At 68.7% G+C, this 24,094-nt stretch carries 24 protein-coding genes, 1 tRNA gene and 1 pseudogene; 11 read left to right on the top strand and 15 right to left on the bottom strand.

The features are described 5' to 3' along the window. Window positions 1-21: 21 nt before the first annotated feature. The 4 genes and pseudogenes from ribH to ACIQJ5_RS08920 form a co-directional block, all read right to left on the bottom strand. Window positions 22-489 carry a 6,7-dimethyl-8-ribityllumazine synthase gene (gene ribH, locus ACIQJ5_RS08935; protein WP_231090356.1) on the bottom strand — a complete coding sequence of 156 codons (468 nt, stop codon included), beginning with the start codon at window positions 487-489 and terminating at the stop codon, window positions 22-24. Between the two features lie 23 nt (window positions 490-512). Beyond that, window positions 513-1,115, bottom strand: a pseudogene (ribB, locus tag ACIQJ5_RS08930) (3,4-dihydroxy-2-butanone-4-phosphate synthase); the annotation flags it as partial. Then, complete coding sequence (locus tag ACIQJ5_RS08925) at window positions 1,112-1,741, bottom strand: riboflavin synthase (protein WP_402842985.1); 630 nt, start codon at window positions 1,739-1,741, stop codon at window positions 1,112-1,114. The gene ACIQJ5_RS08925 and the pseudogene ribB, both read right to left, overlap by 4 nt. 315 nt (window positions 1,742-2,056) lie before the next feature. After that, window positions 2,057-2,845 carry an alpha/beta fold hydrolase gene (locus tag ACIQJ5_RS08920; protein ID WP_402842983.1) on the bottom strand — a complete coding sequence of 263 codons (789 nt, stop codon included), beginning with the start codon at window positions 2,843-2,845 and terminating at the stop codon, window positions 2,057-2,059. Between the two features lie 81 nt (window positions 2,846-2,926). On the opposite strand from ACIQJ5_RS08920, the gene ACIQJ5_RS08915 reads away from it, so the two are divergent. The 4 genes from ACIQJ5_RS08915 (at window position 2,927) to ACIQJ5_RS08900 (ending at window position 7,821) form a co-directional block, all read left to right on the top strand. After that, on the top strand, window positions 2,927-3,541 hold the full coding sequence (locus ACIQJ5_RS08915) for a TetR/AcrR family transcriptional regulator (protein ID WP_231090353.1): 615 nt from the start codon (window positions 2,927-2,929) through the stop codon (window positions 3,539-3,541). A gap of 70 nt (window positions 3,542-3,611) precedes the next feature. After that, window positions 3,612-4,751, top strand: a complete 1,140-nt coding sequence (gene alr, locus ACIQJ5_RS08910; RefSeq protein ID WP_402842980.1) for an alanine racemase — start codon at window positions 3,612-3,614, stop codon at window positions 4,749-4,751. Then, the gene (locus tag ACIQJ5_RS08905; protein ID WP_402842977.1) at window positions 4,748-5,713 is read left to right on the top strand and encodes a D-alanine--D-alanine ligase; all 966 of its coding nucleotides are present in this window, start codon (window positions 4,748-4,750) and stop codon (window positions 5,711-5,713) included. The genes alr and ACIQJ5_RS08905 overlap by 4 nt, the downstream gene beginning before the upstream one ends. Beyond that, window positions 5,710-7,821: a CapA family protein gene (locus ACIQJ5_RS08900; protein ID WP_402842975.1), complete on the top strand. Its 2,112-nt coding sequence runs from the start codon at window positions 5,710-5,712 to the stop codon at window positions 7,819-7,821. The genes ACIQJ5_RS08905 and ACIQJ5_RS08900 overlap by 4 nt, the downstream gene beginning before the upstream one ends. Before the next feature lie 51 nt (window positions 7,822-7,872). On the opposite strand, the gene ACIQJ5_RS08895 is transcribed toward ACIQJ5_RS08900, so the two are convergent. The 3 genes from ACIQJ5_RS08895 to ACIQJ5_RS08885 all read right to left on the bottom strand — a co-directional run bounded on the left by ACIQJ5_RS08895 (window position 7,873) and on the right by ACIQJ5_RS08885 (window position 9,548). Continuing rightward, window positions 7,873-8,361: a ferritin-like domain-containing protein gene (locus ACIQJ5_RS08895; RefSeq protein WP_402842972.1), complete on the bottom strand. Its 489-nt coding sequence runs from the start codon at window positions 8,359-8,361 to the stop codon at window positions 7,873-7,875. A gap of 118 nt (window positions 8,362-8,479) precedes the next feature. Then, the gene (locus tag ACIQJ5_RS08890; RefSeq protein ID WP_402842969.1) at window positions 8,480-9,067 is read right to left on the bottom strand and encodes a DUF305 domain-containing protein; all 588 of its coding nucleotides are present in this window, start codon (window positions 9,065-9,067) and stop codon (window positions 8,480-8,482) included. A gap of 55 nt (window positions 9,068-9,122) precedes the next feature. Further along, the gene (locus ACIQJ5_RS08885; protein WP_231090347.1) at window positions 9,123-9,548 is read right to left on the bottom strand and encodes a DUF6153 family protein; all 426 of its coding nucleotides are present in this window, start codon (window positions 9,546-9,548) and stop codon (window positions 9,123-9,125) included. Window positions 9,549-9,705: 157 nt separating this feature from the next. Here ACIQJ5_RS08885 and ACIQJ5_RS08880 point away from each other — a divergent pair, with 157 nt between their 5' ends. Together ACIQJ5_RS08880 and ACIQJ5_RS08875 are read left to right on the top strand one after the other, a co-directional pair. Beyond that, window positions 9,706-11,853, top strand: coding sequence for a heavy metal translocating P-type ATPase (locus tag ACIQJ5_RS08880; RefSeq protein WP_402842965.1), 2,148 nt, complete (start codon window positions 9,706-9,708; stop codon window positions 11,851-11,853). A 141-nt stretch (window positions 11,854-11,994) separates the two neighbouring features. Next, window positions 11,995-12,258 carry a hypothetical protein gene (locus tag ACIQJ5_RS08875; protein ID WP_402842962.1) on the top strand — a complete coding sequence of 88 codons (264 nt, stop codon included), beginning with the start codon at window positions 11,995-11,997 and terminating at the stop codon, window positions 12,256-12,258. Window positions 12,259-12,319: 61 nt separating this feature from the next. On the opposite strand, the gene ACIQJ5_RS08870 is transcribed toward ACIQJ5_RS08875, so the two are convergent. Further along, complete coding sequence (locus tag ACIQJ5_RS08870; protein ID WP_402842960.1) at window positions 12,320-12,607, bottom strand: stress protein; 288 nt, start codon at window positions 12,605-12,607, stop codon at window positions 12,320-12,322. Window positions 12,608-12,854: 247 nt separating this feature from the next. Between ACIQJ5_RS08870 and ACIQJ5_RS08865 the strand changes: the two genes are divergently transcribed. Next, window positions 12,855-13,736, top strand: a complete 882-nt coding sequence (locus tag ACIQJ5_RS08865; protein WP_231090343.1) for an SDR family oxidoreductase — start codon at window positions 12,855-12,857, stop codon at window positions 13,734-13,736. 78 nt (window positions 13,737-13,814) lie between these two features. Here the strand turns inward: ACIQJ5_RS08865 and ACIQJ5_RS08860 are convergent, their stop codons facing one another. From ACIQJ5_RS08860 to def, 5 genes are all read right to left on the bottom strand, one after another. Next, on the bottom strand, window positions 13,815-14,015 hold the full coding sequence (locus ACIQJ5_RS08860; RefSeq protein ID WP_231090342.1) for a hypothetical protein: 201 nt from the start codon (window positions 14,013-14,015) through the stop codon (window positions 13,815-13,817). After that, a complete protein-coding gene (locus tag ACIQJ5_RS08855) occupies window positions 14,012-14,389 on the bottom strand; it encodes a hypothetical protein (protein ID WP_231090341.1) in 378 nt (125 codons plus the stop codon). Before ACIQJ5_RS08855 ends, ACIQJ5_RS08860 begins: the two co-directional genes overlap by 4 nt. Window positions 14,390-14,391: 2 nt before the next feature. Continuing rightward, a complete protein-coding gene (locus tag ACIQJ5_RS08850) occupies window positions 14,392-14,730 on the bottom strand; it encodes an ATP-dependent DNA ligase (protein WP_402842956.1) in 339 nt (112 codons plus the stop codon). A gap of 247 nt (window positions 14,731-14,977) precedes the next feature. Next, window positions 14,978-15,472: a septum formation family protein gene (locus ACIQJ5_RS08845; RefSeq protein WP_402842954.1), complete on the bottom strand. Its 495-nt coding sequence runs from the start codon at window positions 15,470-15,472 to the stop codon at window positions 14,978-14,980. Window positions 15,473-15,614: 142 nt separating this feature from the next. Then, window positions 15,615-16,181, bottom strand: coding sequence for a peptide deformylase (gene def / locus ACIQJ5_RS08840; RefSeq protein WP_402842951.1), 567 nt, complete (start codon window positions 16,179-16,181; stop codon window positions 15,615-15,617). Window positions 16,182-16,227: 46 nt separating this feature from the next. Here def and ACIQJ5_RS08835 point away from each other — a divergent pair, with 46 nt between their 5' ends. After that, window positions 16,228-17,391, top strand: a complete 1,164-nt coding sequence (locus tag ACIQJ5_RS08835) for a DMT family transporter (protein WP_231091373.1) — start codon at window positions 16,228-16,230, stop codon at window positions 17,389-17,391. A 27-nt stretch (window positions 17,392-17,418) separates the two neighbouring features. After that, window positions 17,419-17,493 (top strand) — tRNA-Ile (locus ACIQJ5_RS08830). Between the two features lie 34 nt (window positions 17,494-17,527). Here ACIQJ5_RS08830 and ACIQJ5_RS08825 read toward each other — a convergent pair. Further along, window positions 17,528-18,460 carry a hypothetical protein gene (locus ACIQJ5_RS08825; RefSeq protein WP_402842948.1) on the bottom strand — a complete coding sequence of 311 codons (933 nt, stop codon included), beginning with the start codon at window positions 18,458-18,460 and terminating at the stop codon, window positions 17,528-17,530. Between the two features lie 288 nt (window positions 18,461-18,748). Here ACIQJ5_RS08825 and ACIQJ5_RS08820 point away from each other — a divergent pair, with 288 nt between their 5' ends. Further along, window positions 18,749-21,118, top strand: coding sequence for a SpaA isopeptide-forming pilin-related protein (locus ACIQJ5_RS08820; protein ID WP_402842945.1), 2,370 nt, complete (start codon window positions 18,749-18,751; stop codon window positions 21,116-21,118). Window positions 21,119-21,314: 196 nt separating this feature from the next. Further along, window positions 21,315-22,811: a bifunctional phosphatase PAP2/diacylglycerol kinase family protein gene (locus tag ACIQJ5_RS08815; RefSeq protein ID WP_402842942.1), complete on the top strand. Its 1,497-nt coding sequence runs from the start codon at window positions 21,315-21,317 to the stop codon at window positions 22,809-22,811. A gap of 56 nt (window positions 22,812-22,867) precedes the next feature. Here the strand turns inward: ACIQJ5_RS08815 and ACIQJ5_RS08810 are convergent, their stop codons facing one another. Continuing rightward, window positions 22,868-24,082: an AI-2E family transporter gene (locus ACIQJ5_RS08810; RefSeq protein WP_402842940.1), complete on the bottom strand. Its 1,215-nt coding sequence runs from the start codon at window positions 24,080-24,082 to the stop codon at window positions 22,868-22,870. Between the last annotated feature and the right edge of the window lie 12 nt (window positions 24,083-24,094).

Raw genomic sequence — 24,094 nt, 5'->3', positions numbered from 1 at the left:
CGATCGTGTCCTGCTTCCAGATCAGCCTCGCAAGCTCGTCACGGTGCGGGCGGTGCTGAGCGCAGCACTGGCCGCCTCGGCACCCTTGTCCTCCCGGGAGCCGGTCAGCCCCGCGCGGTCCAGGCCTTGCTGCTCATCGTCCAGGGTGAGGACGCCGAAGCCCACGGGGCGGCCCGCGTCGAGCGCGACTCGTGTCAGACCATCCGTCGCGGCAGCGGAGACGAACTCGAAGTGCGGTGTCCCACCCCGGATGATCACGCCCAGGGCGACAACGGCGTCGGCACCGCCCTCGAACGCCGCCTGGGCGGCGACGGGGAGCTCGAAGCTGCCCGGCACCCGCACCAGCGACCACTCGGCTCCGGCAGCGTCCAGCACGCGTGCCGCGCCGGCGATGAGGCCGTCGGAGATCGTGGTGTGCCAGCTTCCCGCGATGACGACGACACGCAGTCCTGCCCCGTTCACGTCCAACTCCGGTCCGGTGCCGCTCATGCCGCGTGTCCTTTCAGTTCATGCTCCGCCGCGTCCAGGTATCGGCGCAGCTCTTCGATCGTGATGACGGGGATGCCCTCGGCGGCGCCGAGGTCGCGCAACTCGGGAAGACGCATCATCTCGCCGTCCTCGCGCACCACTTCGGCGATCACCGCGACGGGGGAGAGGCCCGCCAGACGCATCAGATCGACCGCGGCTTCCGTGTGTCCGGCACGATGTCGCACCCCACCGGCCACCGCCCGCAGCGGCAGGACATGACCCGGTCGGATCAGATCCGCTGCGACGGCGTCCGGCGCGGCGAGCGCGCGGAGGGTGCGGGCGCGATCCGTGGCGCTGATGCCGGTGGTGATGCCGCGGGCGGCGTCGACGGAGACGGTGTAGGCCGTGCCGCGCGGATCCTGGCTGTGCGGGACCATCAGCGGCAGCTCCAGCCGATCGGCCACGTCGGCCGGCATTGGGGCGCACAGGTAGCCGCTAGTGTTGCGGACCGTCCAGGCGATCCATTCGGGGGTCGCGAGTTGCGCGGAGAGGATCACGTCCCCTTCGTTCTCGCGCCCCTCGTCGTCGGCCACTAGTACCGGCCGTCCCGCCTGCAGCGAGGCGAGAGCTGCTGGGATGGCGGTCATCGCGAGGCCCCGGCGAACTCGGCGAGCCGGGCGACGTGGCGTGCCAGGATGTCGGTTTCCAGGTTCACGCGGGTGCCGATGACCGCCGCGCCCAGGGTGGTGGCCGCGATGGTCGACGGAATCAGCGACACCTCGAACCACGCCGCCGCCTCGCCCGCTGCGGACACGGCGGACACCGTGAGCGACACGCCGTTGACGCAGATGGAGCCCTTGTCCACCACGAGCGGCGCGGCCTTGGCGGGCAGCGCGATGCGGACCACCCGCCAGTCCGGGTGCTCGGTCACCGACAGCACCTCTGCGGTCTGCTCGACGTGTCCTTGCACGATGTGTCCGCCCAGGCGAGCATCCGCGCGAAGTGCCCGTTCGAGATTCACCGCCGAGCCGGGGGACCACGCGCCTGCGGTGGTCACGCGCAGGGTCTGGGGCATGGCCTCGACCTCGTAGTCGGTGTCCACGCCTCCCGGCGCGACGGCGACGACGGTGAGGCAGACTCCGTCGGTCGCAATGGAATCGCCCAGCGAGGCGGTGGCGGCGACCTCCGGCGCCCGCACGGCGAATCGGACCACCTCGGGCCCCGCGGTGACGCGCACGATCTCGCCGATCTCTTCGATCAGTCCGGTGAACATTGTTCTCCTCTCCCGGACGCCTGCGGCTCCGGCTGGTGTCAGCCGCGTCCGGGGTGCGCAAGAGGGAACGCGCGATCGCCGACGAGTGCGTTTCGGCGCCTCCGTCTGCGACCCGTGCTGCCTCCCATCCGGACTCGGGCCATTCGCAAGGGAAGACCCATCACCGTCGGTCCCGGAGTTTCACCGGGTCAACCGCAGAGGCCAGCCTCTGCGGGTCGCGGACTGTCACCGCCGGTTCGGATTCTCACCGACCCCGGAGCACGTGTGTCGCATTGAGTGTAACCCCGCCCGATGTGCGCTCGGCGCATGCGGGGGTTAGACGGCCCCCTTCGGCACGAGAGCCAGCAACTCGGGCAGCAGCACGCGCGCGTCCACCATGTGATCCTGCCCCGGCACGGTGCGGGGGGTGAGTCCCGCGTCGCCTGCCACGCTCGTCGCGACGGCATGAAGGCTCGCGGGGCTCTTCTCGCCGACCAGCACACGCAGGGGAGAAGCGATCCCCGCGGCGACGCCGGGCTGAGGGGGACTCGCTGTGAGAGCCATGTCGTATCGCAGCGTGGGAGCGAGGGCGCGCATCCGCCGCCACCCCGGCAGCAGCGGCAGCATCGTCGTGAAGACGCGAGGCATCCCGATTCCCCCGAGGAAGCGCCGGATCGCCGCGCCTCCTTTCCCGCGCTCGACGAGGCCGTCGACCTCGTCGCGGAGGGCAGCGTAGGTCTCGGCTTCCGCGGAGTCCGCCACCCACGACGCGTCGTAGAGGACGCTCCCCAGCACGCGCGCGCCCAGTTCGCGTGCCGCCTTCAGTGCGATGATCGCCCCGGACGAGTGACCGTAGAGGAACGCCGAGCCACCGAGGGCGTCGATCATCGCTTCCACGTCCTCCGCCTCGCGCTCCAGGGACCACGGCCGCCGGTCCCCGGAGTCGCCGCGGCCGCGTCGGTCGTAGGACAGGATCCGGAACCGGGTCGCGAACACCTTCACGTCCTGGCGCACCGGTGCGAAGGTGCGATGACAGCACGCTCCGGTGATGTAGACGAGCGGTGGGCCCGACCCCGCGATCTCATAGGCGAGGATCGTGCCGTCCTGCGATGTCGTCGTGTTCATGACGCTCTCTCTCGATACTTTTTAGACTGGTGGGTCTAGTATTGAACATCAGGACGGACATATCTAGAGGGAGGCAGCACCGTGCGACCCAGTTCAGCGGGGAAGATCCGGGCGGCGCTCGCGGCCGCGGAGGACGCGTTCCTCGCGCAGGGATTCGACGCTGTGACGATGGATGACATCGCCCGCGCGTCCGGTGTCGCGAAGCAGACGCTCTATTCTCATTTCGTCAGCAAGGAGGGCTTGTTCCTTCAGCTCGTGACGACGATGACGGGTGCTGCCGGCGATGCGGTGCTCGACGAACCGCCCGTGATCCCCACCGCCGCGGACGTCGAGCCCGCACTCATCGGTCTGCTCGATGAGCAGCTGTCAGTGGTGCTCACACCCCGGCTGCTGCAGCTGCGGCGTCTGGTCATCGGAGAAGTCCGCCGGTACCCCGAACTCGGTCGCGCGCTCGCGGAGAACGGGCCGCACCGGGCGATCGCCGCGCTCGCGGAACTACTCACCGATCTCGACGTACGCGGGCTGCTTCGCGTCCCCGACGCGCCCCGCGCGGCGAGTCAGCTGAACTGGCTCGTGATGGGGCAGCCGGTGAACGACGCCATGATGTTCGGCGACGACCGCGTTCCCACCTCTGCCGAACGCAGGCGCCATGTCGCTTCCGCCGTCGCGCTCTTCCTGGCGGCGCACCGAGACTGACTCGCGCATATCGTCCGCATATCGAAATCCGCATACGACGTGACAACACGCGTCGGGCTTCGCTGGGGATATGTCCTCATGCGTCCCTGAGCTCGTCGTGCACGATGAGGCGATTCGAGCGAACACCGCCCGATTCGTCGAACTGACCGGCGGCCGCGTCATGGCGGTGCTGAAGGCCGATGCGTTCGGTCACGGCTCCATCGCGGCGTCCGTGCTCGCCGCCGGGGCCCGCTCGATCGGGGTGACCTCCGTCACGGAGGCCCTCGCTCTGCGCGCCCGCGGTATCCGAGCCCCGATCCTCAGCTGGCTGAATCCGCCGGATGCGGACTTCGCATCGGCAGTGACCTCCGAGATCGACGTCGCCGTTTCCGGCCCGCAGTTGCTGCACGCGGTCGCCACGGCGGCGCGGAGCGTCGGCTGTGTGGCGCGCGTACATCTGCACGTCGACCTCGGCATCGCGCGTGAGGGCTGCCCGGTGGCCGAGTGGGCCGCGCTGTGCGCCCTGGCGCGAGAGTACGAATCCGCCGGCTCGCTCCGGGTCGTCGGTGTCATGGGGCACATGTCGTGCGCCGATGTTCCCGATCATCCGCAGAACGCGCGGGAGCGCCTGATCTTCCAGAACGCTGTGCGCACGGCCCGTCGCCGTGCCCTGGCTCCGGGCCAGCTGCACCTTGCGGGGACGGCGGCGACCCTCACCGGTGTGGGAGCCGGATTCGACCTGCACCGCATCGGGGCGGGACTGTTCGGCATCGACCCCTCCCACTCCACACACGTCCTCCGTCCAGCGCTCACCCTGACCGCGCCGGTGGTATCTGCCCGCGCGGCGACTGCGGGGACCGGAGTCGGGTACGGCCACGACTTCATCGCCGATCGATCGACCCACCTCGCACTCCTGCCGATCGGCTACGGCGACGGTCTGCCGCGGGAGGCGTCGGGCGCGGCCGAGGTCCTCGTGCGCGGTCGGCGCCGGCGGATCGCCGGGCGCTTTTCCATGGACATGCTCGTCGTCGACACGGGTGACGACCTCCTGGAGCCGGGGGAGATCGTCACGCTCTTCGGGCCCGGAGATCACGGTGAGCCGACGGTGGCGGAGTGGGCCGCCTGGTCGAACACCATCGAACACGAGATCGTCACGCACGTGGGCAGCCGGGTGGCGCGCGTGCACCGCACCATCGAACGCGCGCACCGCGCGGAGGGAGTTCACTCATGAAGATCGCTGTGATCGGGGGCGGCCGCAACGACGAGCACCTCGTCTCGCTGGCATCCGCAGCCGGAATCGCGCACGCCGCCCGGCAGCTGGGCTGGGAGACGGTGGCGCTCACCATCGACGAAGACGGTACGTGGCGCGATCGTCAGGGGGCAGAGCTGTCTCCGTCTCGAGCCGTCGGGCAGCTCACGCAGTGCGATGTCGTGTTCCCGGCGCTGCACGGTGTGCACGGGGAGGACGGCGCGGTGGCCGGCCTGCTCGAACTGTGCGGCGTCCCATTCGTGGGCTCGCCGGTGCGCGCGGGCGCCATCGGCATGGACAAGTGGCTCACGAAGCTCGTTGCCACGGCGGTCGGCATCCGCACGGCTGAGAGTATCGTGGTCCCGCCCGGCACGTCTTCGCCCGTCGTGCGGCTGCCGCTGCCGGTGGTGGTCAAGCCTGCGACGGGCGGATCCAGCAACGGTGTGTCGGTGGTGGGCCAGCGCGCCGAGCTCTCCACCGCGATAGCGGATGCGCGCCGCGCCGGCGCCACGGTGCTCGTCGAGGAATACGTCCGGGGTCGCGAGGTGGACGTCGCGGTCTTCCGCGACGCGACCGGACAGCTGCGCCTCGGCTCCACCCTGGAGATCGGCGTCGAGGCGGGCGGCGTGTTCGGACGCACGGCCAAGTATGACGGGACCGCGCCATTCACCCTGCCCGCGGACCTCTCTGCCTCGGAGCATCACGCCATCCGCGAATCCGCCTCCGCCATGTACGACGCGATGGAGTGCAGCGGCGTGGCCCGGTTCGACTTCTTCGTCACGGACACCGGCCTGGTGCTCAACGAGGTGAACACGTCGCCCGGGATGACCGAGCAGTCCCAGGTTCCCCGCATGTTCGCCGCTGTCGGTATGGCGTACCCGCAGCTCATCGCCGAGCTCGTGGCGGCGGCACGCGTCCCGGAACCGATCGGCATCACCGCATGACGCCGGCCGATCACGAGCGGCTGGCGTGGGCGGACGCGCTGAAGGGCGCGCTCATCCTGCTCGTCGTCTTCTGGCACGTGGTTCTGAAGACCTACCTGCAGGTGGACTGGCGCATCGGCCTGCCGATACCGGGCATGTGGGGCCTGCTCAGCGACATCATCTGGCCTTTCCTCATGCCCCTGTTCCTGCTGGTGTCCGGGGTGTTCGCGGCTGACGCGTTGTCGCGCCCCGGGGCCAGCGTCCTGCGATCCCGGGTGTTGCGGTTCCTCTACCTGTACCTGCTGTGGACGCTGATCCACATGGCGGCGATGTGGGCCTTCCCCGACTTTCCCACGGCTGTTCCGCGCAGCGTAGCGGAGTTCGTCGGGGCGATCACCATCAGCCCGCCGAACACGTGGTACCTCTATGCGCTTGCCCTCTACTTCCTGCTGGCTCGTGCGCTGCGCCGCCTCCCCACGTGGGCCGTACTCGTTCCCGCGGCGGCGCTCACGGTGCTGGTCGCCTCCGGGGTCATCGACATCGTGAGCAACCGCGGATCGATGCTCTCCAACCTCCTGTTCTTCCTCATCGGTGCGCGATTCGCCCCGGCGATCAAGCGCTTCGCCACGCGTCCGCGACCGGCTCTGGTGCTGCTGCTGACGGCGGGCTACGCCGCCCTCTACGGCGGCATGCGGGTCCTGGACGCGGCCACGGTGCCGGGTGTGTGGCCGCTGGTGAGCCTGGCGGGCGTCGCCATGGGACTCTCCCTGGCGCCGCTGCTGCCCGCGATCCCGCTCCTGGGTGCCTGGCTGACGCGCCTCGGGCGGCATACTCTTCCCGTGTACCTGTTGCACATGCCGATTCTGGTGTTGGTGGACGCCGTCGTCGTCGGATGGGTGTCCGATGGGCGCGGTGCGGTGCAATTGGTCGCCGCCGTGGTGCTCCCCATCATGCTCACCGCCCTCGTCACCGCGGGCAGCGCGCTGCTCGGCGCCTGGATCGAGAAGGATGGGCCTCGCTGGCTGTTCGAGCTGCCAACGCGGATGACCAGCCCGCGTGTGCCCTGGCGCGTGGCCGGCGCCACGGTGATGCTGATCATCATCGGAGTCGTCGCAGCACGCGCCTCAGCGCTTCCGGCCGCACCGGAGGCGATGCCGCAGGTCGCCCCTCAGCGAGCGGGCGAGGTCAGCATCGGGGCCGTGGGAGACGTCCTCGTCTACGACACAGGCCATCGCACACCGGAGGATCGCGGCCGAGGCCACTTCGACGCGGTGCGGTCGTGGTTCACCGAGGATCTGGTGACGGGGAACCTGGAGCAGGCCATCACCGCCGACACCGGCTACGACAAGTGCGGCGGGCAGGACGAGTGCCTCGCGTTTCGCAGCGACCCCGACGTGGCCCCGTTCCTCGCGGGCTTCGACCTCCTCAATCTCGCGAACAACCACTCTCGTGACTATGGCGATGCCGGCTTCACGAACACACGGGATCTCCTCGCCGATGCCGGGATCCGCACCGTCGGAGAGCGCGATGAGGTGGCCTGGACGAGGGTGGGGGACAGCGTGGTGGCGGTGGTCGGGTTCGCGCCCTATGACGGCTTCAATCGCGTGACCGATCTTCGCCACGTGCGCGCCGTGGTGCGATCGGCGGCGGCCGAAGCCGACATCGTGATCGTGCACGCGCACATGGGGGCGGAGGGGCCCGGTGCCGACGTCGTGCACGCGGGCACGGAGACGATGTTCGGCGAGAATCGCGGTGATCCGATGGCCTTCGCCCATGCCGCGGTCGACGCCGGCGCCGACGTCGTGATCGGACACGGCCCGCATGTGCTGCGGGGTATGGAGCAGTACCGGGGCCGGATCATCGCATACAGCCTGGGCAATTACGGAGGCGGAGGCGTTTTCGGCGCTGAAGAGGAGACTCGTCGCGGGGCGTACCTCAGCCTGCGTCTCAGACCCGACGGGGCACTCATCGAGGGAACCGTTCACTCGCTGCGCTTCGCACCGGAAGACGGCGCTCCCCTGCCGGACCCGTCCGGCTCGGCCGCCAGCGCGATGGATGAGCGCGGACGACGTGACTTCGGCGACCACGCGATCCACGTGGGCTCCGGGGGAACACTCGTGATGCCGTAGCCAGGTGTTCACGGTGCGGGAACCCTCCGGCCCCGCACCGCGAACGTGTGCTCAGCCCTCGCCGGTCAGCTTCCGGAGGGCCGCGAGGAGCTCCTCGCTGGTGTGGGTCTCCTGATCCAGGTTCTCCTGCAGCAGTGCCACCGCCTCCGTCGCGCCGAGCGCCGTGAGCGGCACGATGAGCGAGGTGTAGGCGGCGATCTCGTAGTGCTCGTTGCCGAGCGCTGCGCTGAGCGCCACCTGATCGCGCAGCTTCGGCGCCGACCGCTCGATCAGGGAGCCGGCCTGCTTGGAGATGCCCTTCGTGCTCGGAGACGGCGATGTGCTCTGCTTGAGCTCCAGCGCCTCGAACACCTTGCCGAGGTTCTCGATCTGCTCCCGCGTCTCGTCGGCGTGATGACGGAAGAGCTTCTTGATATCGGCGGAGCGCGCGGCACCTGCCAGCTCCTGAACGGCGGCGAGCGAGTCGTGCTCCATGGTGAGCGCCGTGCGCAGCTGGAAGTGCACGAGCTGATCGGGGGTATCGAGTGTCTGCTGGACCATGGTCCTCCCTTTCCTCTGGCCCCTGACGCTAGAAGAACCTCGCATCGCTCACACGGGGGTTGACTCCTCTCCGAGCATCGCGATAAAGGGCCGGGCGCTCTCACGCCCGGCCCTCCCGTCACAGCACGCTCAACAACTCCTGCATCTCGGTGATCTCCGTGCTCTGATCGTTGATGACCTGCTGGGCGAGCTGACGGACATCGGGCGATTGCGCATCGGCCAGCGCTGTCCGTGCCATCTCGATCGCGCCCTCGTGATGCGCGATCATCTGTTCCACGAACAGTCGTCCCGCCTCTGCGCCGGGGGCGGCTTCCAAGCGGTCGAGGTCATCATCGGAGAGCATCCCCGACATGCCGTGATGCATGCCATCGGTGTCCGGGGAAGCCGCCTCGGCAGGGACGCCCCAGGCGGAGAGCCAGCCCTGCATCCGATCGATCTCCGGACCCTGCGCCTGCGCGATCCGGTCGGCCAATGCCGATACGCGCGTGTCGACGCCGGTCTTGCCCGCGATGATCTCCGCCATCTGCACCGCTTGCTGGTGATGGGGGATCATCATCGTCACGAACATCACGTCCCCGGCACCAATCGCCGACGCGCTCGCGCTCACGGACGGCGACGCTTCGCCGGCGGATCCCGCCGCGCAGCCGGTGATGGCCAGAGTGAGGGTGAGAGCGCCGGTTCCCAGCGCGATGGTGAGCTTCTTCATGTCTTGTCCTATCTGTGTGGGTGTGAGCGGCGAGGGGCATGGACGCCCGCGCGGCTCACGTCCGGCTGATCGACAGGAGGATGAGGGAGGGACGCGGTGGAGCGATGGCACGTGCTGACAGCCCGGCGCCGGTGCGGGAGGCCGGCGGCGGCGCAATCGCGAGGGGAGTGGCGGGAGCGCTGACGGGCGCGGGCGTGCTGAGCAGCGCGGGAACGCAGTCGGCCCCGCCATGCGCGTGAGGCGGGAGAGTGTCCACGAAGCCTGCGGACTGGATCTCCTCGGCGTACGGCAGTGGTGCGGACGCGCTCGGGGGCTCCGTGTCGGCGCCGTGGGCACCGGCGGCATGCATCGTGGCAACCGGTGATGCGGTGGGCGCGGCATGGCCACTGACCAGCGCGTGCATCCCGATGAACCCGACGGCAGTGAGGAACACGAAGAGGGGGAGCGCCGAGCGCAGCCAGCGACGGAACGTCGTGCTCATCTCGCCTCCATCCGTGCCCGGCAACCCCATGCCCGCCCTTGACAGGAATATCGCTCGTATGGGGATAGTTGATGGTAGCAGTACCCCCTAGGGGTATGAGGTGCATCGTGCGCCTCCTGGCCAGCAGGTCTTGCGGCCCGACACCGAAGGAGCCACCATGAATCGCGCCGAGCACCGAGCTTCGGACTTCGGACAACTCGACCACGACCACGCGGCGCATGGCGATCACGCGGCGCATGGCGATCACGCGGCGCATGGCGATCACGCGGCGCACGGGGATCACGCGGCGCACGGGGATCACGCGCACGGCGCGCACGGCGGTCACGGCGATCATGTCGCACAGTTCCGGCGTCTGTTCTGGATCATGCTCGTCCTCGCCGTGCCGACGGTAACAATGTCCGGCATGTTCGCGATGATCGTCGGATACGCGGTGCCGCAGCTGCCGGGCATCGCGTGGGTGTCGCCGGTTCTCGGAACCGTGATGTACGTCTGGGGAGGCCGGCCGTTCCTGTCGGGAGCCGTCTCGGAGATCCGCGCCGGTCGGCCCGGAATGATGCTCCTCATCGGGCTGGCGATCACGGTGGCCTTCCTCGCCTCGTGGGGTGCGAGCCTCGGGGTGCTCCACCACGAGCTCGACTTCTGGTGGGAGCTGGCCCTTCTCATCGTGATCATGCTGCTCGGTCACTGGATCGAGATGCGCTCGCTGGCCCAGACGACCTCGGCGCTCGATTCCCTCGCCGCCCTGCTCCCGGATGAAGCGGAGCGTGTTGAGGGCGACGGCGTCGTTCGCGTCGCACCGGACCAGCTTCGCGTCGGAGACGTGGTGATCGTCCGCCCGGGTGGCAGCGTGCCGGCGGATGGCCGCGTGATCGACGGGCGCGCATCGATGGACGAATCCATGGTTACGGGGGAGTCGCGCACCGTCGAGCGCGGCGTCGGCGACACGGTGACCGCCGGCACCGTGGCCACCGATTCCGGATTGCGCGTCCAGATCAGCGCCATCGGCGACGACACCACCCTCGCCGGCATCCAGCGCCTGGTGGCTGATGCGCAGAACTCGTCCTCGCGGGCGCAGCGGCTGGCCGACACCGCAGCGGGATGGCTGTTCTGGTTCGCGCTCGGGGCTGCTGTTGTCACGGCGATCGTCTGGACGTTGCTCGGCCGCGGTGACGACGCCGTCATCCGTACCATCACGGTGCTGGTGATCGCGTGCCCCCATGCGCTGGGCCTGGCCATCCCGCTGGTGGTGTCCATCGCCACCGAACGCGCTGCCCGTGGCGGGGTTCTGGTGAAGGACCGCCTCGCGCTGGAGACCATGCGCATCGTGGACGCGGTTCTCTTCGACAAGACCGGCACGTTGACGCGAGGCGAGCCGATCGTCAGCGCGGTGGAGTCGATCGAGGGCATCGCGGCCGAGGAGGTTCTTGCGCTGGCTGCGGCAGCGGAGGCGGACAGTGAACACCCGCTGGCCCGGGCGATCGTGCGAGCCGCACGCGATCGCGGGCTCTCGGTGCTGCCGGCACGCGACTTCACATCCTCACCCGCGGTCGGCGTGTCGGCGTCGGTCGCCGGGGCGACGATCCGCGTGGGCGGGCCGCATCTGCTCGCGGAGGAGTCCGCGGCGGAACTCGCCGTCGCAGACCGCTGGCGCGAGGACGGTGCCATCATCCTGCATGTCCTGCGCGACGGTGCCGTTGTCGGCGCGCTGAAGCTGGCCGATGACGTGCGGCCTGAGTCACGCGAAGCAGTCGCCGCCTTGCAGGCTCAGGGGGTGGAGGTTGTGATGATCACCGGTGACGCGGAGGCTGTGGCTCGCGCGGTGGCTCAGGAACTCGGCATCGAGCGCGTGTTCGCCGGAGTCCGCCCGGAGGACAAGGCCGCGAAGGTCCAGGAACTGCAGCGGGAGGGGCGTCGCGTGGCGATGGTGGGCGACGGGGTCAACGACGCTCCCGCCCTGGCGCAGGCTGATGTGGGCCTTGCCATCGGCGCGGGTACTGATGTGGCGATCGCCTCCGCCGGGGTGATCCTCGCCGGTGACGATCCGCGCGCGGTGCTCTCGGTGATCGAACTCTCGCGGGCCTCATATCGGAAGATGAAGCAGAACCTGTGGTGGGCGGCCGGCTACAACCTGCTGTCCGTCCCGCTGGCCGCGGGGGTGCTGGCTCCGGTCGGCTTCGTCCTGCCGATGTCGGTCGGGGCGATCCTCATGTCGCTGTCGACCATCGTGGTCGCACTCAACGCCCAGCTTCTGCGCCGGCTGGATCTGCGCCCGGAAAGCGTGGTGCGCACCGTTCTCGATCGGTGATGTGCGTCGCCAGCACGCCGCGGTGGCGACGTATGCCGTCGCCGGGGCCGTCGTGTCAATCCCCACGGCGAAAATCGGCCTATGCCGCACACTTCAGCAACGGCACGCTCTCGGCGAGCGGCGCGGGCTCGAAGGAGGGCAATGATGAACGATGGAGTCCACCAGCTGGTTCTGGAGTCATTGGATGCGTCGACGTGGCGTCTGAGCGATCGGGCGGTGCCCCGGGGCAACGCCGACGCGATCCTCGGGTGCGTCGAGCGGATGGGCGACGGCGTGTACGAGGTGATCTGGCTGGTGGGCGGACTGTCGAAGCAGCAGTTCTCCTCGCTGGAGTCGGTGCTGCTAGCCGGGGTCGCGCGTATCCACGGTGCTGCGGCGGAGGCGACGATGGTGCATCGCATCTGACGAACGAAAGCGGGGGGACGGCGCAACGCGTCGTCCCCCCGCTCGGCGTCGGTGGGGCATCTCAGTTCTGCCCGCCAGCGCGGCCCGCTTCGCGGGGATCGGCACCGCCGTCAGACCCGAACTGCCCGCCGCTGGCCTCGCCGCCCTTGCGGCCGGCTTCGCGGGGGTCGGCGCCGTTCTCAGCTCCGAACTTGCCGGTGCTGGCTTCGCCGCCCTTGCGGCCGGCTTCGCGGGGATCGGCGCCGTTCTCAGCTCCGAACTTGCCGGTGCTGGCCTCGCCGCCCTTTCGGGCCTGCTCCTGCGTGTCCGAGCGGTTGCCGAACTGTCCTGCGTTCTCGCGATCAGTCATGATCGATTCCTTCCTTCGCCCGTGAGGACGACATCGGGGAGACGACCCCGTGCCGCAGGGGATCCTCCGGCTGGTGCCTCCTGGTGTCCCATGCAAGGCGCATCCCTCGAGGAATCGGAGGGGGTTCACAAGGTCGGGAGTCGGTGAAACAATCGGGCGCCTTGCGGAGTGCCCGGGCCGATAGGCGGGGCCGATCCCGCTGTCAAGGCCCTGCGCTTCGACGTCACGCCCGACTTAGCCTGCCGGCATGACTGACCGACTGACCGACCCCAGGACCAAGTACACCACCGGCGGGTTCGCCGCAGACGACCAGCAACAGCCCGGCCTCACCGGCGATACCGTCCCGCGCCCCGATCACGGTGAGAGCACCTACCGCGGCGCCGATCGCCTGCGGGGCCGTCGCGCTCTGATCACGGGCGGCGACTCCGGAATCGGCCGCGCCGTGGCCATCGCGTTCGCGCGCGAGGGTGCGGACGTGGCGATCAACTACCTCCCGGAGGAGGAGGAAGACGCCCGGCGCACCCAGGAACTCATCGAGGACGCCGGCACGAAGGCCGTGCTCCTGCCCGCCGACATCACCTCGGAGGATGCGGCGGTCGGAGTCGTCGAAGACGCGCGCCGTGCGCTCGGCGGCATCGATCTGCTCGTCCTCAACGCGGCGTACCAGAAGCAGCGCGAGGATGACGCCGACATCGACACGGCCGAGTTCGACCGGGTGATGCGCACCAACCTGTACGCACCGTTCTGGATGGCTCGCACCGCGCTGCCCGAGATGGAGCCGGGCTCGTCCGTGATCGTGACGACCTCCATCCAGGCGTTCTCGCCGTCGCCCGGACTGCTCGACTACGCGATGACGAAAGCCGCCCTCGCGGCGTTCGTGCAGGCCCTTGCCGAACAGCAGGGACCGTCGGGGATCCGCGTGAACGGCGTCGCCCCCGGACCGATCTGGACTCCGCTCATCCCGGCGACCGGCTGGCCCGACAAGCTGCCGAAGTTCGGCCAGGACACGCCCCTGGGGCGCGCCGGGCAGCCGGCCGAACTCGCGGGGGCCTACGTCTACCTGGCGTCGGAGGAAGCCTCCTACGTCTCTGGCACCATCCTGGCTGTCACCGGCGGCAAGCACCTGTGACAGTACCCACGAGGAGCGCTGGGGTGGGGCTGTCGTGCCGCACCCCAGCATCCGCGGGGGACTCGCGATGTCGTCGGGTCAGTCGACGATCTCGCGCTGCGTGCGGATGAACTCCGCGTCCTCCGGATCCAGTCGCGCCCCTTCTGACACGTGCGTTCCCGTGATCGCGGCGATCTCCTCGCGCACCTCGGCCGGAAGAGCCTCATCCTGGAGGGCACGCAGGGCGTGCTTCGCGGGGATCGACAGATTCGGCCACCAGGTGTGGATCTCCGGGATCATGAGAGCGTTCCGTTCTTGCGTACCGGGGTGGCAGCGGTGTTCGCCGGCCATTCGGAACCGGACGAGGACTGCTCGTGGAACGGCTCGGCCGTCAGCCGGATGCCGCCGGTGGAATGTGCCGAGTGGGCGAGCTGATCGATCCACTCCGGGCTGATGTCGGCGGGGTTCGGATCGTCGAAGACGAACCGCAGGGGAATGGACGGATGCAGCCAGAGGGTGCTGCGCCCGCCCGGCTGTCCCTCCGGGTGGACCCAGGACAGCGTGAAGCTTTCACCTCGGCGAAGCTTCGCCGTGACCACCAGCTTCAGGTGGGCCAGAGTCCGATCCTCGATCTCGATCGGTGCGGCGGGGCCGCCATAGAAGAGCACACCCATGATCAGCCTTTCACTGTCCGGACCGTGCCCGTGCCAGGTGCCGAGTGCTGGGGCTCGGGAACCAGGTGAAGACCGGTGGGGGAGTTCGCGGTGTAGGTGAGTGCGTCGAGCCACTCGGGGTTCAGCTGCGGGCGACGGCTCCCGCTGAAGCGATACACGACCGGAATGGACGCGTGCATCCAGACGCTCGTCCGGCCGTCGCCGAGACTCGCGTCCTCGCGCCAGGTGAAGTGAAATGCCTCGCCGCGTCGCAGCTTCGTTCCGATGACCATCTGCAGGTGAGCCAGTGCTCGATCCTCGATGTCAACCTTCGTCGTGTCTGAATAGAAGAACTTGCCCATGGCGGGCCTCGATCCTGTGGGGGGTTATCGCGGTCCATGTCGAACGGCGACAGTCCCCACGGTGGCACATCGGTGCTGTACGCAGCAGGGGGGAGGCGCGATATGCGGTATGCGTCTGGCACAAACTGCAGGTGAAAGTGCCCTGCAGCGACACATGAGACTCCTCACATGATCAGGCGGAAACGCCTTCCTGCAACGATGAAGGCGGTCGGAGTCCGAGGACCCCGACCGCCTTCATCGTTGCGGCTTACTGGTTGATGCCCTTGAGCGAACCGGTGATCTTCGACAGGTCGTCGGCGTACACAACACAGTCGACCTCGCGGTCCCCGCCCTGCTCCCACGACTCGGTGGTCGGGGTGATCGGGTACCAGCCGTAGATCGAGGTCTCGGAGTCGAGTCCGACGTACGTCGCGAACTCGGCCTCGCACTTCTCCATGGCAGCCGCGGTGATCGCGTCGTCGCCCGGGAAGTCCGAACCCTCCATGTCGAAGAGGAAGTAGACCTCTTCGTCGTGCTCCTGGTCGCACGGCACGGCCGGGACCTCGGTGATCGTGGTGGCTTCCTGCGCAAGCAGGCAGTCGCCGACCTTGAGGCTGAAGGCGTCCTGCTGGCCGGCCTCCGAGATGGCGCCGTCCTCGTCGCGCGTGGCGCTCGGTGCGAACATGCTGCAGCCGGTCAGGCTGACAGCGGCGGCCATGGCGAAAGCTGCGGCCAGAGTGCGGCGCGCTGCGGTGGTCTTCATGCGTTCTCCCCACAGGATGATGGAGCGCACCATCCGGGACAGAGAGTGCGCGTGCAGAACACCGGGTGCGAGTCCGGTGGATGAAAAAATGTTACCTGAGCGTCTGCTTAGAGCGGTAATTCTGACGACGACCGGCCGCCGGTCAGGACTCGAAGCCGTCGACCCCGGGCGTCCAGCTGGTGAGGGTGCGACCCCATCCGCGCTTCTTGGCGATCTTCTGGACGGTCTTCCAGTTTCCGTCGTCGATGCGATCCACGTACAGCACGCCGTCCAGGTGGTCGAACTCGTGCTGCATGATCCGTGCCCGCCACCCGCTCACGTCGATGGTGACCGGGTCGCCGTTGAGGTCGGTGCCGGTGACGCGCACACGTTCCGATCGACGCAGCGGGAACCGCTCGCCGGGAACGGAGAGGCACCCCTCCGATTCCTCGTCGGGATCCGGCGCGCCGGGCTCCAGGGGCATCATCCACAGCTCGGGATTGATGACCTCGCCCCGCCAGGGCTGCCCCTCATCGTCCTCGTAGGAGTAGACGTAGATGCGCAGGGCTACGCCCACCTGAGGGGCCGCCAGTCCGACGCCGGGGGCGAGGTCCATCGTCTCGTACATGTCGGCGACGAGCGTGCGGACATCGTCGGTGATCTCACCGACGGGGGAGGCGGGGGCGTGCAGGACGGGATCGCCCATGATGCGAATCGGAAGTACGGCCACGTCAGAAGCCTAGTCTGAGGCGCCGAGCAGGTAGGCTCAGGGGGTGATGTGGGGGACTGTTGCGGCCGCGCCAGACGTCAACGACCTCATTGGCTTCTTGCAGAACCCGAAGATCCTCCTCGGGATCCCGCTCGCTCTCGCCGGCGCCGTGTTCATGTCACTGGGTACGCAGTACCAGCACCGCGGCGTCGCCAAGGTGGAGAAGCTCAGCGGTCAGGACGCCGCAGCCGGTCTCAGCCGCGGACAACTCGGGCAGCTGCTGACGCGTCCGTCGTGGATCGTCGGAACCCTGATGCTCGGGCTGGCGATCGTCTGTCAGCTCGCCGCCATCTGGCTCGCGCCGCTCATCGTCGTGCAGCCGCTCGGCGCCGTCGCTCTCGTGATCACGACGCTGCTGAACGCCCGCATCACCGGGTTCACCCCGACGCGCCAGTCACTGATCGCCATCGGCCTCTGCGTCGGAGGCACCTTCCTCTTCGTTTTCCTCGCCGCGATGTACGCCGAGGACAAGCCCGTCACCGATGCTCAGCTGGGCACCGTGCTGAGCATCCTCCTGGTGGTCATCATCGTTCTCGGCGGCCTCTGGGTGCTGCTGCGCAATCGCATGAAGGCGCTGTTCTACATCATGGGCGCCGGCATCATCTACGGATTCGTGGCCACCCTCGCGAAGGTGGTGCTGAAGCGCATCCAGGAGCAGGACTTCGAGTGGCTGACGCTGGTGTGCCTCATCGCGCTCGTGGCGGGGACCCTGCTCGGCGGCTACTTCGTGCAGACCGCCCACGCGTCCGGGCCGCCCGACCTCGTGATCGCCGGTCTCACCGTCGTGGATCCCATCGTCGCGGTGCTGATCGGTCTGCTGGTGCTGGGCGAGGCCACTTCGGCTCCCACCTGGATCTACGTCGGCTTCGGCATCGCCGGAGCAATCGCGACGTTCGGAGTGGTGGCCCTCACCCGCTACCATCCGCAGGTGATCGAGGAGAGCCAGGAACTGCCGATTCAGCGAGGCAGCGGGGGAGAGCCGAGTGCGTCGGTGCCGTCATCTCCGCAGCCCACGGGGCCGGCGGTGTCATTCGACGCACCGGACGCGGCGGATCTTCCCAGCACCGATGATCTGGTGGAGAACGCATCGGATCCGGGCATCGCGGCGGATCCCGCGCCCCGGCCGGTCGCCGGATCTCACGACCGTCCGTTCCCTCACTCCGATCATTGACCCGCGACCGGTAGGCTGATCGCATACGGGGCGGTGGCCAAGCTGGTTAAGGCAGTGGGCTCATAACCCAACGATTCGCGGGTTCAAGTCCCGCCCGCCCTACCGTTCATCGCTGGGGCCGCGCATCGGCGGCCGCCTACCCGGCGCTGCTGCAGAGGCTCTTCACGTCCGCTTCACCCGCGGTGAGAGCCGCGTCCCAGTCCTGGAAGAGGCCGTCGTACTTCTCTGTCACGGCGTGAAGCTCATCCAGCGAGAGCTTGGCCAGTTCCTCCGTGGTCGGCATGGTGAGGAAGCCGTCCTCGTAATAGACCTGGTAGGCCTGGTACATCGTGTCGAGCGAGGCGAACACCTCGGGCACGGTCACCTGGATCATCGCCGCCTTGATCTGATGCAGGGCGGTGGCGCCCGCTTCCTGGCCTCCGGTGAGGTCGCCCGCCGCGATGAGTGACGATGCCTGGTTGTACTTCGTGGCGGCATCGACCCAGTCCTGGTCAACGATCTCGCAGGCCTGGGCGGTGGTCTGGCTGTTCTTCACCGGGCCGCACAGATCGAAGCGTTCCATATCGGCGTCGGCCATCTCCTGCTTGAGCCTCAGGTCCTCTTTCGACACCATGAAGATCTTGTTCGTGGGGTCGTTGGGGTCTGCGACGTATCCCTCCGGGATGGCCATCAACGCCGGCCACACCTCGTCGATGTACTGCTGGTGGGCGCTGATGGTCTTCTCGAGTGCAGCGTGGACCTCGGGCACCGTCACCTTGTCGGCGACTGCATGAAGCTCCGTGACGATGGCCTCGTGCCGTGTCTGAGCGAGAGCGAAGTCCTTGCGGGCGCCGGTGTCGTTGTCGGGTCCCTGGACGGAGGGCCAGGGATCCAGTGCCAGGCCCCACTCTGCGGTGACGGTGTCGCACGCCTCCATCAGCGTCTGTGCCGGAGTCTCGGTCGGGCCGGTCTCTGTGCTCGCCCCGGCGGGTTCGTCCCGTGGCGATGTCATGGGTGTGCACGCGGTGGCGCCGAGCACGGCGATGGCGAGTGCGGTGATGGCGCTTACGCGCTTCAGTGAGGTGCGCATCGTGAAGATCCCCCAAGCTTCTGCGGACTCCGATCCTACCGAGCCGTCGGCGGGAGCGCTCACATTTCTGAGAATTCGCCGGATGGCAGAAGAACCGCGTCATGGCGGGCGAGGTCCTGCGTCTTGTTCTCTGAGGCCCGCTCCACCTGCGGGTCTCCCTTCCCGAGGCATGCCCACCCGACTACGGTCCTGCCGCCCTTCCGAAAGGTGTTTCACCCGATGAAAGAAACACGAATCACACGCCCGCGAGCTCGATGGATATCGACGGCCACCCTGATCCTCGTTGCGATGAGCGCGCTGGGAGCGACAGCCGCATCCGCAGCGGTCTCCCCGACGAGCGGCCCGACTGCCGGCGGCACCGTGGTCTCCGATCAGTACCCGATCGGCATCGACTTCACCATCGTCGACGGCGGCTCGTACGGCACCGTGGCGCTGGGTTCCGATGGCGTGGTCTACGCCTGGGGCGATAACGCCGCCGGTCAGCTCGGAGACGGCACCACAACAAGCCATTCCACTCCGGCGCCGGTATCGACTCCCGCCGGTGTGAGCTTCACCGACATCGCGGCCGGTGAAGCCCACGTGCTTGCCCTCACCTCTGACGGACAGATCTACTCGTGGGGGAGCAACAGCTCCGGCCAGCTGGGTATCGGGTCCACCACCAGCAGTTCCCTGCCCGTGCTGGTTCCCACCCCGGCGGGTGTGACGTTCACTCAGGTGAGCGCCCGGGGAGGATCCTCGTATGCGCTGACGGCGGATGGCCGCGCCTATGGCTGGGGCGTCGGCTACCTGGGGACGGGTTCGTGGCAGGACAGCCTCGTGCCGGTGCCGCTGCAGATGCCGGCGGGTGTCACCTTCGCGCGGATCGAGGCGGGCAGTCGCGGTGGTGCTGCGCTCACCACGGACGGCGAGGTCTACACCTGGGGCATCAACTTCTTCGGTCAGGTGGGCGACGGCACCAACGTCGACCGCTACGCCCCGGTTCGTGCGCACCTGCCGGCAGGGGTGACCGCGACGTCGATCGCGGCGAACGGCGCTGTGCTGGTACTCGGCAGCGACGGCAACGTCTACGCCTGGGGCAACAACACCCAGGGCCAGCTGGGCGATGGCAGCACCGTCAACCGCAACTCGCCCGTGCTTGTTTCCGTCCCCGCCGGGGTCACCTTCACCAGCATCGGACTCGCCGGGGGAACGGCCTATGCGCTGACCGCGGACGGCATCGCATACTCGTGGGGCAGCAACAGCTCCGGTCAGCTGGGCAACGGCACGGCCACCAACCAGGCGTACACGACGGTTCCCGGACCCGTGCAGATGCCGACCGGCGTCACGTTCACGACGATCGGCGGAGGCTCGAGCCACGCCATCGCGCAGGGCTCCGACGGCAACACCTACGTGTGGGGAAACAACTACTACGGTCAGCTCGGCTCGGGGTTGGGAACGCTCCACTATGCGCCTGTTCCCCTCAATCGTGATGTCGTGATCACGAGTGTCACCTTCGGTGGCGTGGCGGGAACCAACCTGATCCAGGGTGATGGCACGTGGACGGTGCAGACCCCGCCCGGATGCGGCGCGGTCGACGTGGTGGTCAGCTGGACGCTGTTCGACACCACCGACTCGGCGACCTACCCCGGTGGCTTCGTCTACGGCACCGCGCCGAGCATCACCCAGCACCCGGCCTCGACCTCGATCACCAGCGGCGACACGGCTGCCCTCACCGCACAGGCCACCGGGGACAGCGCCCCGACCGTGCAGTGGCAGAGCTCTGCCACCCCGGACGGCCCCTGGACCGACATCGCCGGTGCCACCACGGACACCCTCGACGTGGCCCCCACGGTCACAACCAGCTACCGTGCGGTGTACGCGAACTGCAACGGCCAGGCCACGACCGACATCGCGACGATCGATGTCACGGAGCCTGTCGGCCAGCTCTCCTGGACAAAGACTTCACCCGACGGATTCGCCCTCGCCGGATCCGAGTGGACGCTCACGCCCCAGGGTGGCACGGCGACCACCGTCGTCGACAACGGTGCAGGAGACGAGAACCCCCTCGACGGCGAACTGCTGGTCACGGGACTGCACTGGGGGGACTACGTCTTGACGGAGACCGCTGCACCGCAGGGCTACGTCCTGGACGCCACCCAACGCCCCGTCACCATCGCATCCGCATCGACGGACCTCGGCGCCATCGTGAACAAGCCCATCGTCCAGCCGACGACGGATCCCACGCCGACGCCCACGCCCACGCCGACGTCCACGAGCACGCCGACGTCCACGCCCACGCCGACCGCCGATCCCACGACGACGCCTACCGCAACGCCGACGCCGACGACCGCGCCGACGACGGAACCGACAAGCACGCCGACGACGGAACCGACGAGCACGCCGACGCCGACGACGGAACCGACGCCGACGACGCAGCCGACCAGCAGCCCGACACCGTCATCGACGACGCAGCCCACTGCGCAGCCGACTGCCACCAGCAGCGCGACGAGTGTGGCGCCGACGCATCCCGGGGCGGGGGCGAACCCGCCATCAGGCCCGCGGCCGCACCTTCCGGTCACAGGAGCCGCATCGGTGAGCATCCCGCTCGGAGCGGGCGCTCTCGCCGTCGCGGTCGGTCTGATCGGTGTGATCGTCGCCCGTCGCCGGTCTCGGGCATGAGATCGAAGCTGCCGATCTCGTTCGCGCGCCTCGCGCGGTGAGACGGCGCTGATTCCCGGTCCGCTCTGCAACGGCGGACCGGGAACAGCGCTGCGGGACCTCCGCGCGCCCTTTTCGGTCTCGGATCTCTCGACGCTGACGGCGTGGCCGTACGGGGTGTCTCTGACCTTCGGTAGCGTCGACTGCGGAGGTCCGGATGCGGCAGAGGAAGTCACGCGGCGGTTTCCGCCGCGCGGCGGCGGAAACGGCCGCGCAGGTGCGTGCGCTCGATCGAGCGGTCTACTCGGCGGTGGCCTCCACACCCAGTCCGGTGCTTGACCGCTGGATGCCCAAGCTCACCAATGCCGCGGATCATTCCGTCCTCTGGCTCGCCATCGCGGGAGGGCTGTACCTCACGGGTCGCAGCCGGGCGAGACGGGCGGCGCTGCGCGGCGTCGTCACGCTCGGTGCCACCAGTCTCATCGCCAACCAGCTGGCCAAGCGTCTGCATCATCGCGACCGCCCGCTGCGCACACTGATTCCCCTGGGGCGGCTCTCTCGCCGGGCGCCCGCCTCCTCGTCTTTCCCGAGCGGCCATTCTGCGAGTGCCGCGGCATTCGCCGCCGGCGTGTCCACCGAGCTTCCCGCGCTCGGCGTCCCGCTTCAGGTGCTTGCCGGGCTCGTGGGCTTCTCCCGGACGGCGACCGGCGCACACTATCCGTCCGATGTGGCCGCAGGCTTCGTCCTCGGCAGCGCGGTCGCCGCGATCGGTCGGCGCCTCGTGCCACCGATCCCTTCCCCGCTGCGATCGCAGCCACAGGAGCTGGATCACGTCGAGCCCCGCCCGTCGGGTGAGGGTGTGACGCTGGTGGTGAACCCGGCCTCGCACAGCGGACGCGGTGCCGCACTGTCCGAGAGTCTGCGCCGACGTCTCCCGCGGATGCGCATCGTGGAGATCCGTCCCGAAGACGACGTTCGCGCTGTCATGGCTGCCGCGGCTGCGGACGCCGAGGTGCTCGCCGTCGCCGGGGGCGACGGCACCGTCCGCGCCGCGGCCCAGGCAGCGATGGATCACGACGTGCCCCTTGCGGTGTTCCCCGCCGGCACGTTCAATCATTTCGCCCGAGCGGTGGGGACCTTCCCCGCCATCCGGACGGTCCAGGCCATCCAGCACGGCACGGTGGGCAAAGTGGATGTGGCCTACGCGAACGACGAGATCTTCCTCAACACCGCGAGCATCGGCGCCTACACCGACTTCGTGCGGATCAGGGAGAAGCTGGAGAAGCGGATCGGGAAGCCCCTGGCCGCGCTGGTGGCAGGGTGGCGGGTGATGTCGAAGAACCGTTCGGTGGCGGTGACCGTCGACGGACGAACGCGCGACTCAAGCCTGCTCTTCCTCGGCAACGGCCAGTATCAGCCGCAGGGCTTCGCGCCCAGCAGCCGGGACGATCTGCAGGACGGGTTGCTCGACCTCCGCATCCTCGACGTCTCCTCGCGGGGCTCGCGGATCGTGGCATTGCTCGCCACGCTCACGGGCCAGCTGGGCCGGGTGCGGCAGTACCACGAGGTGTCCGCGCCGGAACTGGAGATCACGCTTCCCGACGGGCCGACACGCATCGCGCGGGACGGTGAGGTGGGCGAGCTCGCCGACGTGCTCCATGTGCGATCCGTGCGCCGGGCCCTCACCGTCTACCGGTCGCGCCACCGCGCCTGAGATCGCCGAGGATCGTGGGGCCCCGCGGGCGAGTCCCGGCGGTGAGCCGTTTCGCCTCAGACCTTGCGGTTCTGACGCGGCACCCAGACCTGCGTGATGATGATGAGGATCGAGGCGGTCACCGGCACGGCGATGAGCGCGCCGAGCAGTCCCAGCAGCGTCCCGCCCACCAGCGCGCCGATGACCACGAGGGATCCGGGAATGGCGATGGCGCGATTCATCACGCGCGGGGTGATCACGTATGCCTCCACCTGCATGTACACGAAGTAGATGACCGCGAAGACCAGCGCCAGCAGCGGTGAGGTGAACAGCGCGATTCCCGTCCCGATCACCCAGAACAGCAGCGATCCCACCAGCGGAATGAGGGTGATCAGGAAAGCCACCGTCGCCATCAGCGGAGGGAACGGCAGTTTCAGCACAAGGTAGATCACGAGCACCAGAAGCGCGTTGATGAATGCGAGTGACACCATTCCCATCACGTAGCCGCCCACCGAATCGGTGATCTGCGTCGAGATACGATCGATGCTTCGCCGATCCCGTGCCGGGGCGAGTGCCAGCAGCCCGGCCTTCATCGACGGCATCGTGGCCAGGAAGTACAGCGTCAGCACGAGCACGATGAGGCCGCCGGACAGCCCGTTGGCGATCGCTGCGCCCACCTGCAGCGCCGCCCCGCCGATCTGCAGGGCTCCGCCGCTGATCTGTGCGATCCGAGACGGGTCGCTCAGGAACTTCTGCACCTCGGTCATCACATCGTTGAGCCCGACCCCGAACTGGGCTTCCAGGGCGGCGTAGAAGTCGCTGGCGAGGAACGCCTGGATGGTGCCGGGGATGGAGGCGATGAACGAGGTGATCTGATCGATCAGGGTCGGAAGGATCGCCAGCACGATCACGGCGAGCACAACGGCGAGACCGGCGATCACGATGACGACCGCCCAGGCGCGCGCGAGCCCGCGCCGCTCCAGCGCGCGCACGGCGGGGTCCAGGCCCAGGGCGACGAACAGCGCAAAGGTGATGTAGATGAGGATGGTGGAGAGGTTCGACAACGCGACGCCCAGCACGATCGCAGCCAGGCCGCCCAGCGTCACGAGGAACCCGAAGGCGAAGGGGCGATCGATGCGGGTCCACCGAGGTCGACGGCGCGGTTCCGGGTCGGTCACGGGGATCTCGTCCGCCGTCGGTGGGCTCGCCGTCGTTGTGCTCGTGGCGTTCTCCTCCGCGTCTCCCGGAGGGGCGGACTCGGACGCAGCGGAGGAGGACTCGGGCACAGTCATGGCTTCACTGTA

Source organism: Microbacterium sp. GXS0129, assembly GCF_044769785.1.
Taxonomy (GTDB): domain Bacteria; phylum Actinomycetota; class Actinomycetes; order Actinomycetales; family Microbacteriaceae; genus Microbacterium; species Microbacterium nymphoidis.
Note: the sequence above shows the minus strand (reverse complement) of the source record. Positions and strands in the feature narration are given on the sequence as shown.

Excerpts from the sequence above, each read along its gene's own strand:
- ribH (WP_231090356.1), bottom strand. The coding sequence starts at position 489 with ATGAGCGGCACCGGACCGGAGTTGGACGTGAACGGGGCAGGACTGCGT.
- ACIQJ5_RS08925 (WP_402842985.1), bottom strand. The coding sequence starts at position 1,741 with ATGTTCACCGGACTGATCGAAGAGATCGGCGAGATCGTGCGCGTCACC.
- ACIQJ5_RS08920 (WP_402842983.1), bottom strand. The coding sequence starts at position 2,845 with ATGAACACGACGACATCGCAGGACGGCACGATCCTCGCCTATGAGATC.
- alr (WP_402842980.1), top strand. The coding sequence starts at position 3,612 with ATGTCCTCATGCGTCCCTGAGCTCGTCGTGCACGATGAGGCGATTCGA.
- ACIQJ5_RS08905 (WP_402842977.1), top strand. The coding sequence starts at position 4,748 with ATGAAGATCGCTGTGATCGGGGGCGGCCGCAACGACGAGCACCTCGTC.
- ACIQJ5_RS08900 (WP_402842975.1), top strand. The coding sequence starts at position 5,710 with ATGACGCCGGCCGATCACGAGCGGCTGGCGTGGGCGGACGCGCTGAAG.
- ACIQJ5_RS08895 (WP_402842972.1), bottom strand. The coding sequence starts at position 8,361 with ATGGTCCAGCAGACACTCGATACCCCCGATCAGCTCGTGCACTTCCAG.
- ACIQJ5_RS08890 (WP_402842969.1), bottom strand. The coding sequence starts at position 9,067 with ATGAAGAAGCTCACCATCGCGCTGGGAACCGGCGCTCTCACCCTCACT.
- ACIQJ5_RS08885 (WP_231090347.1), bottom strand. The coding sequence starts at position 9,548 with ATGAGCACGACGTTCCGTCGCTGGCTGCGCTCGGCGCTCCCCCTCTTC.
- ACIQJ5_RS08880 (WP_402842965.1), top strand. The coding sequence starts at position 9,706 with ATGAATCGCGCCGAGCACCGAGCTTCGGACTTCGGACAACTCGACCAC.
- ACIQJ5_RS08875 (WP_402842962.1), top strand. The coding sequence starts at position 11,995 with ATGATGAACGATGGAGTCCACCAGCTGGTTCTGGAGTCATTGGATGCG.
- ACIQJ5_RS08870 (WP_402842960.1), bottom strand. The coding sequence starts at position 12,607 with ATGACTGATCGCGAGAACGCAGGACAGTTCGGCAACCGCTCGGACACG.
- ACIQJ5_RS08865 (WP_231090343.1), top strand. The coding sequence starts at position 12,855 with ATGACTGACCGACTGACCGACCCCAGGACCAAGTACACCACCGGCGGG.
- ACIQJ5_RS08860 (WP_231090342.1), bottom strand. The coding sequence starts at position 14,015 with ATGATCCCGGAGATCCACACCTGGTGGCCGAATCTGTCGATCCCCGCG.
- ACIQJ5_RS08855 (WP_231090341.1), bottom strand. The coding sequence starts at position 14,389 with ATGGGTGTGCTCTTCTATGGCGGCCCCGCCGCACCGATCGAGATCGAG.
- ACIQJ5_RS08850 (WP_402842956.1), bottom strand. The coding sequence starts at position 14,730 with ATGGGCAAGTTCTTCTATTCAGACACGACGAAGGTTGACATCGAGGAT.
- ACIQJ5_RS08845 (WP_402842954.1), bottom strand. The coding sequence starts at position 15,472 with ATGAAGACCACCGCAGCGCGCCGCACTCTGGCCGCAGCTTTCGCCATG.
- ACIQJ5_RS08835 (WP_231091373.1), top strand. The coding sequence starts at position 16,228 with ATGTGGGGGACTGTTGCGGCCGCGCCAGACGTCAACGACCTCATTGGC.
- ACIQJ5_RS08825 (WP_402842948.1), bottom strand. The coding sequence starts at position 18,460 with ATGCGCACCTCACTGAAGCGCGTAAGCGCCATCACCGCACTCGCCATC.
- ACIQJ5_RS08820 (WP_402842945.1), top strand. The coding sequence starts at position 18,749 with ATGAGCGCGCTGGGAGCGACAGCCGCATCCGCAGCGGTCTCCCCGACG.
- ACIQJ5_RS08815 (WP_402842942.1), top strand. The coding sequence starts at position 21,315 with ATGCGGCAGAGGAAGTCACGCGGCGGTTTCCGCCGCGCGGCGGCGGAA.
- ACIQJ5_RS08810 (WP_402842940.1), bottom strand. The coding sequence starts at position 24,082 with ATGACTGTGCCCGAGTCCTCCTCCGCTGCGTCCGAGTCCGCCCCTCCG.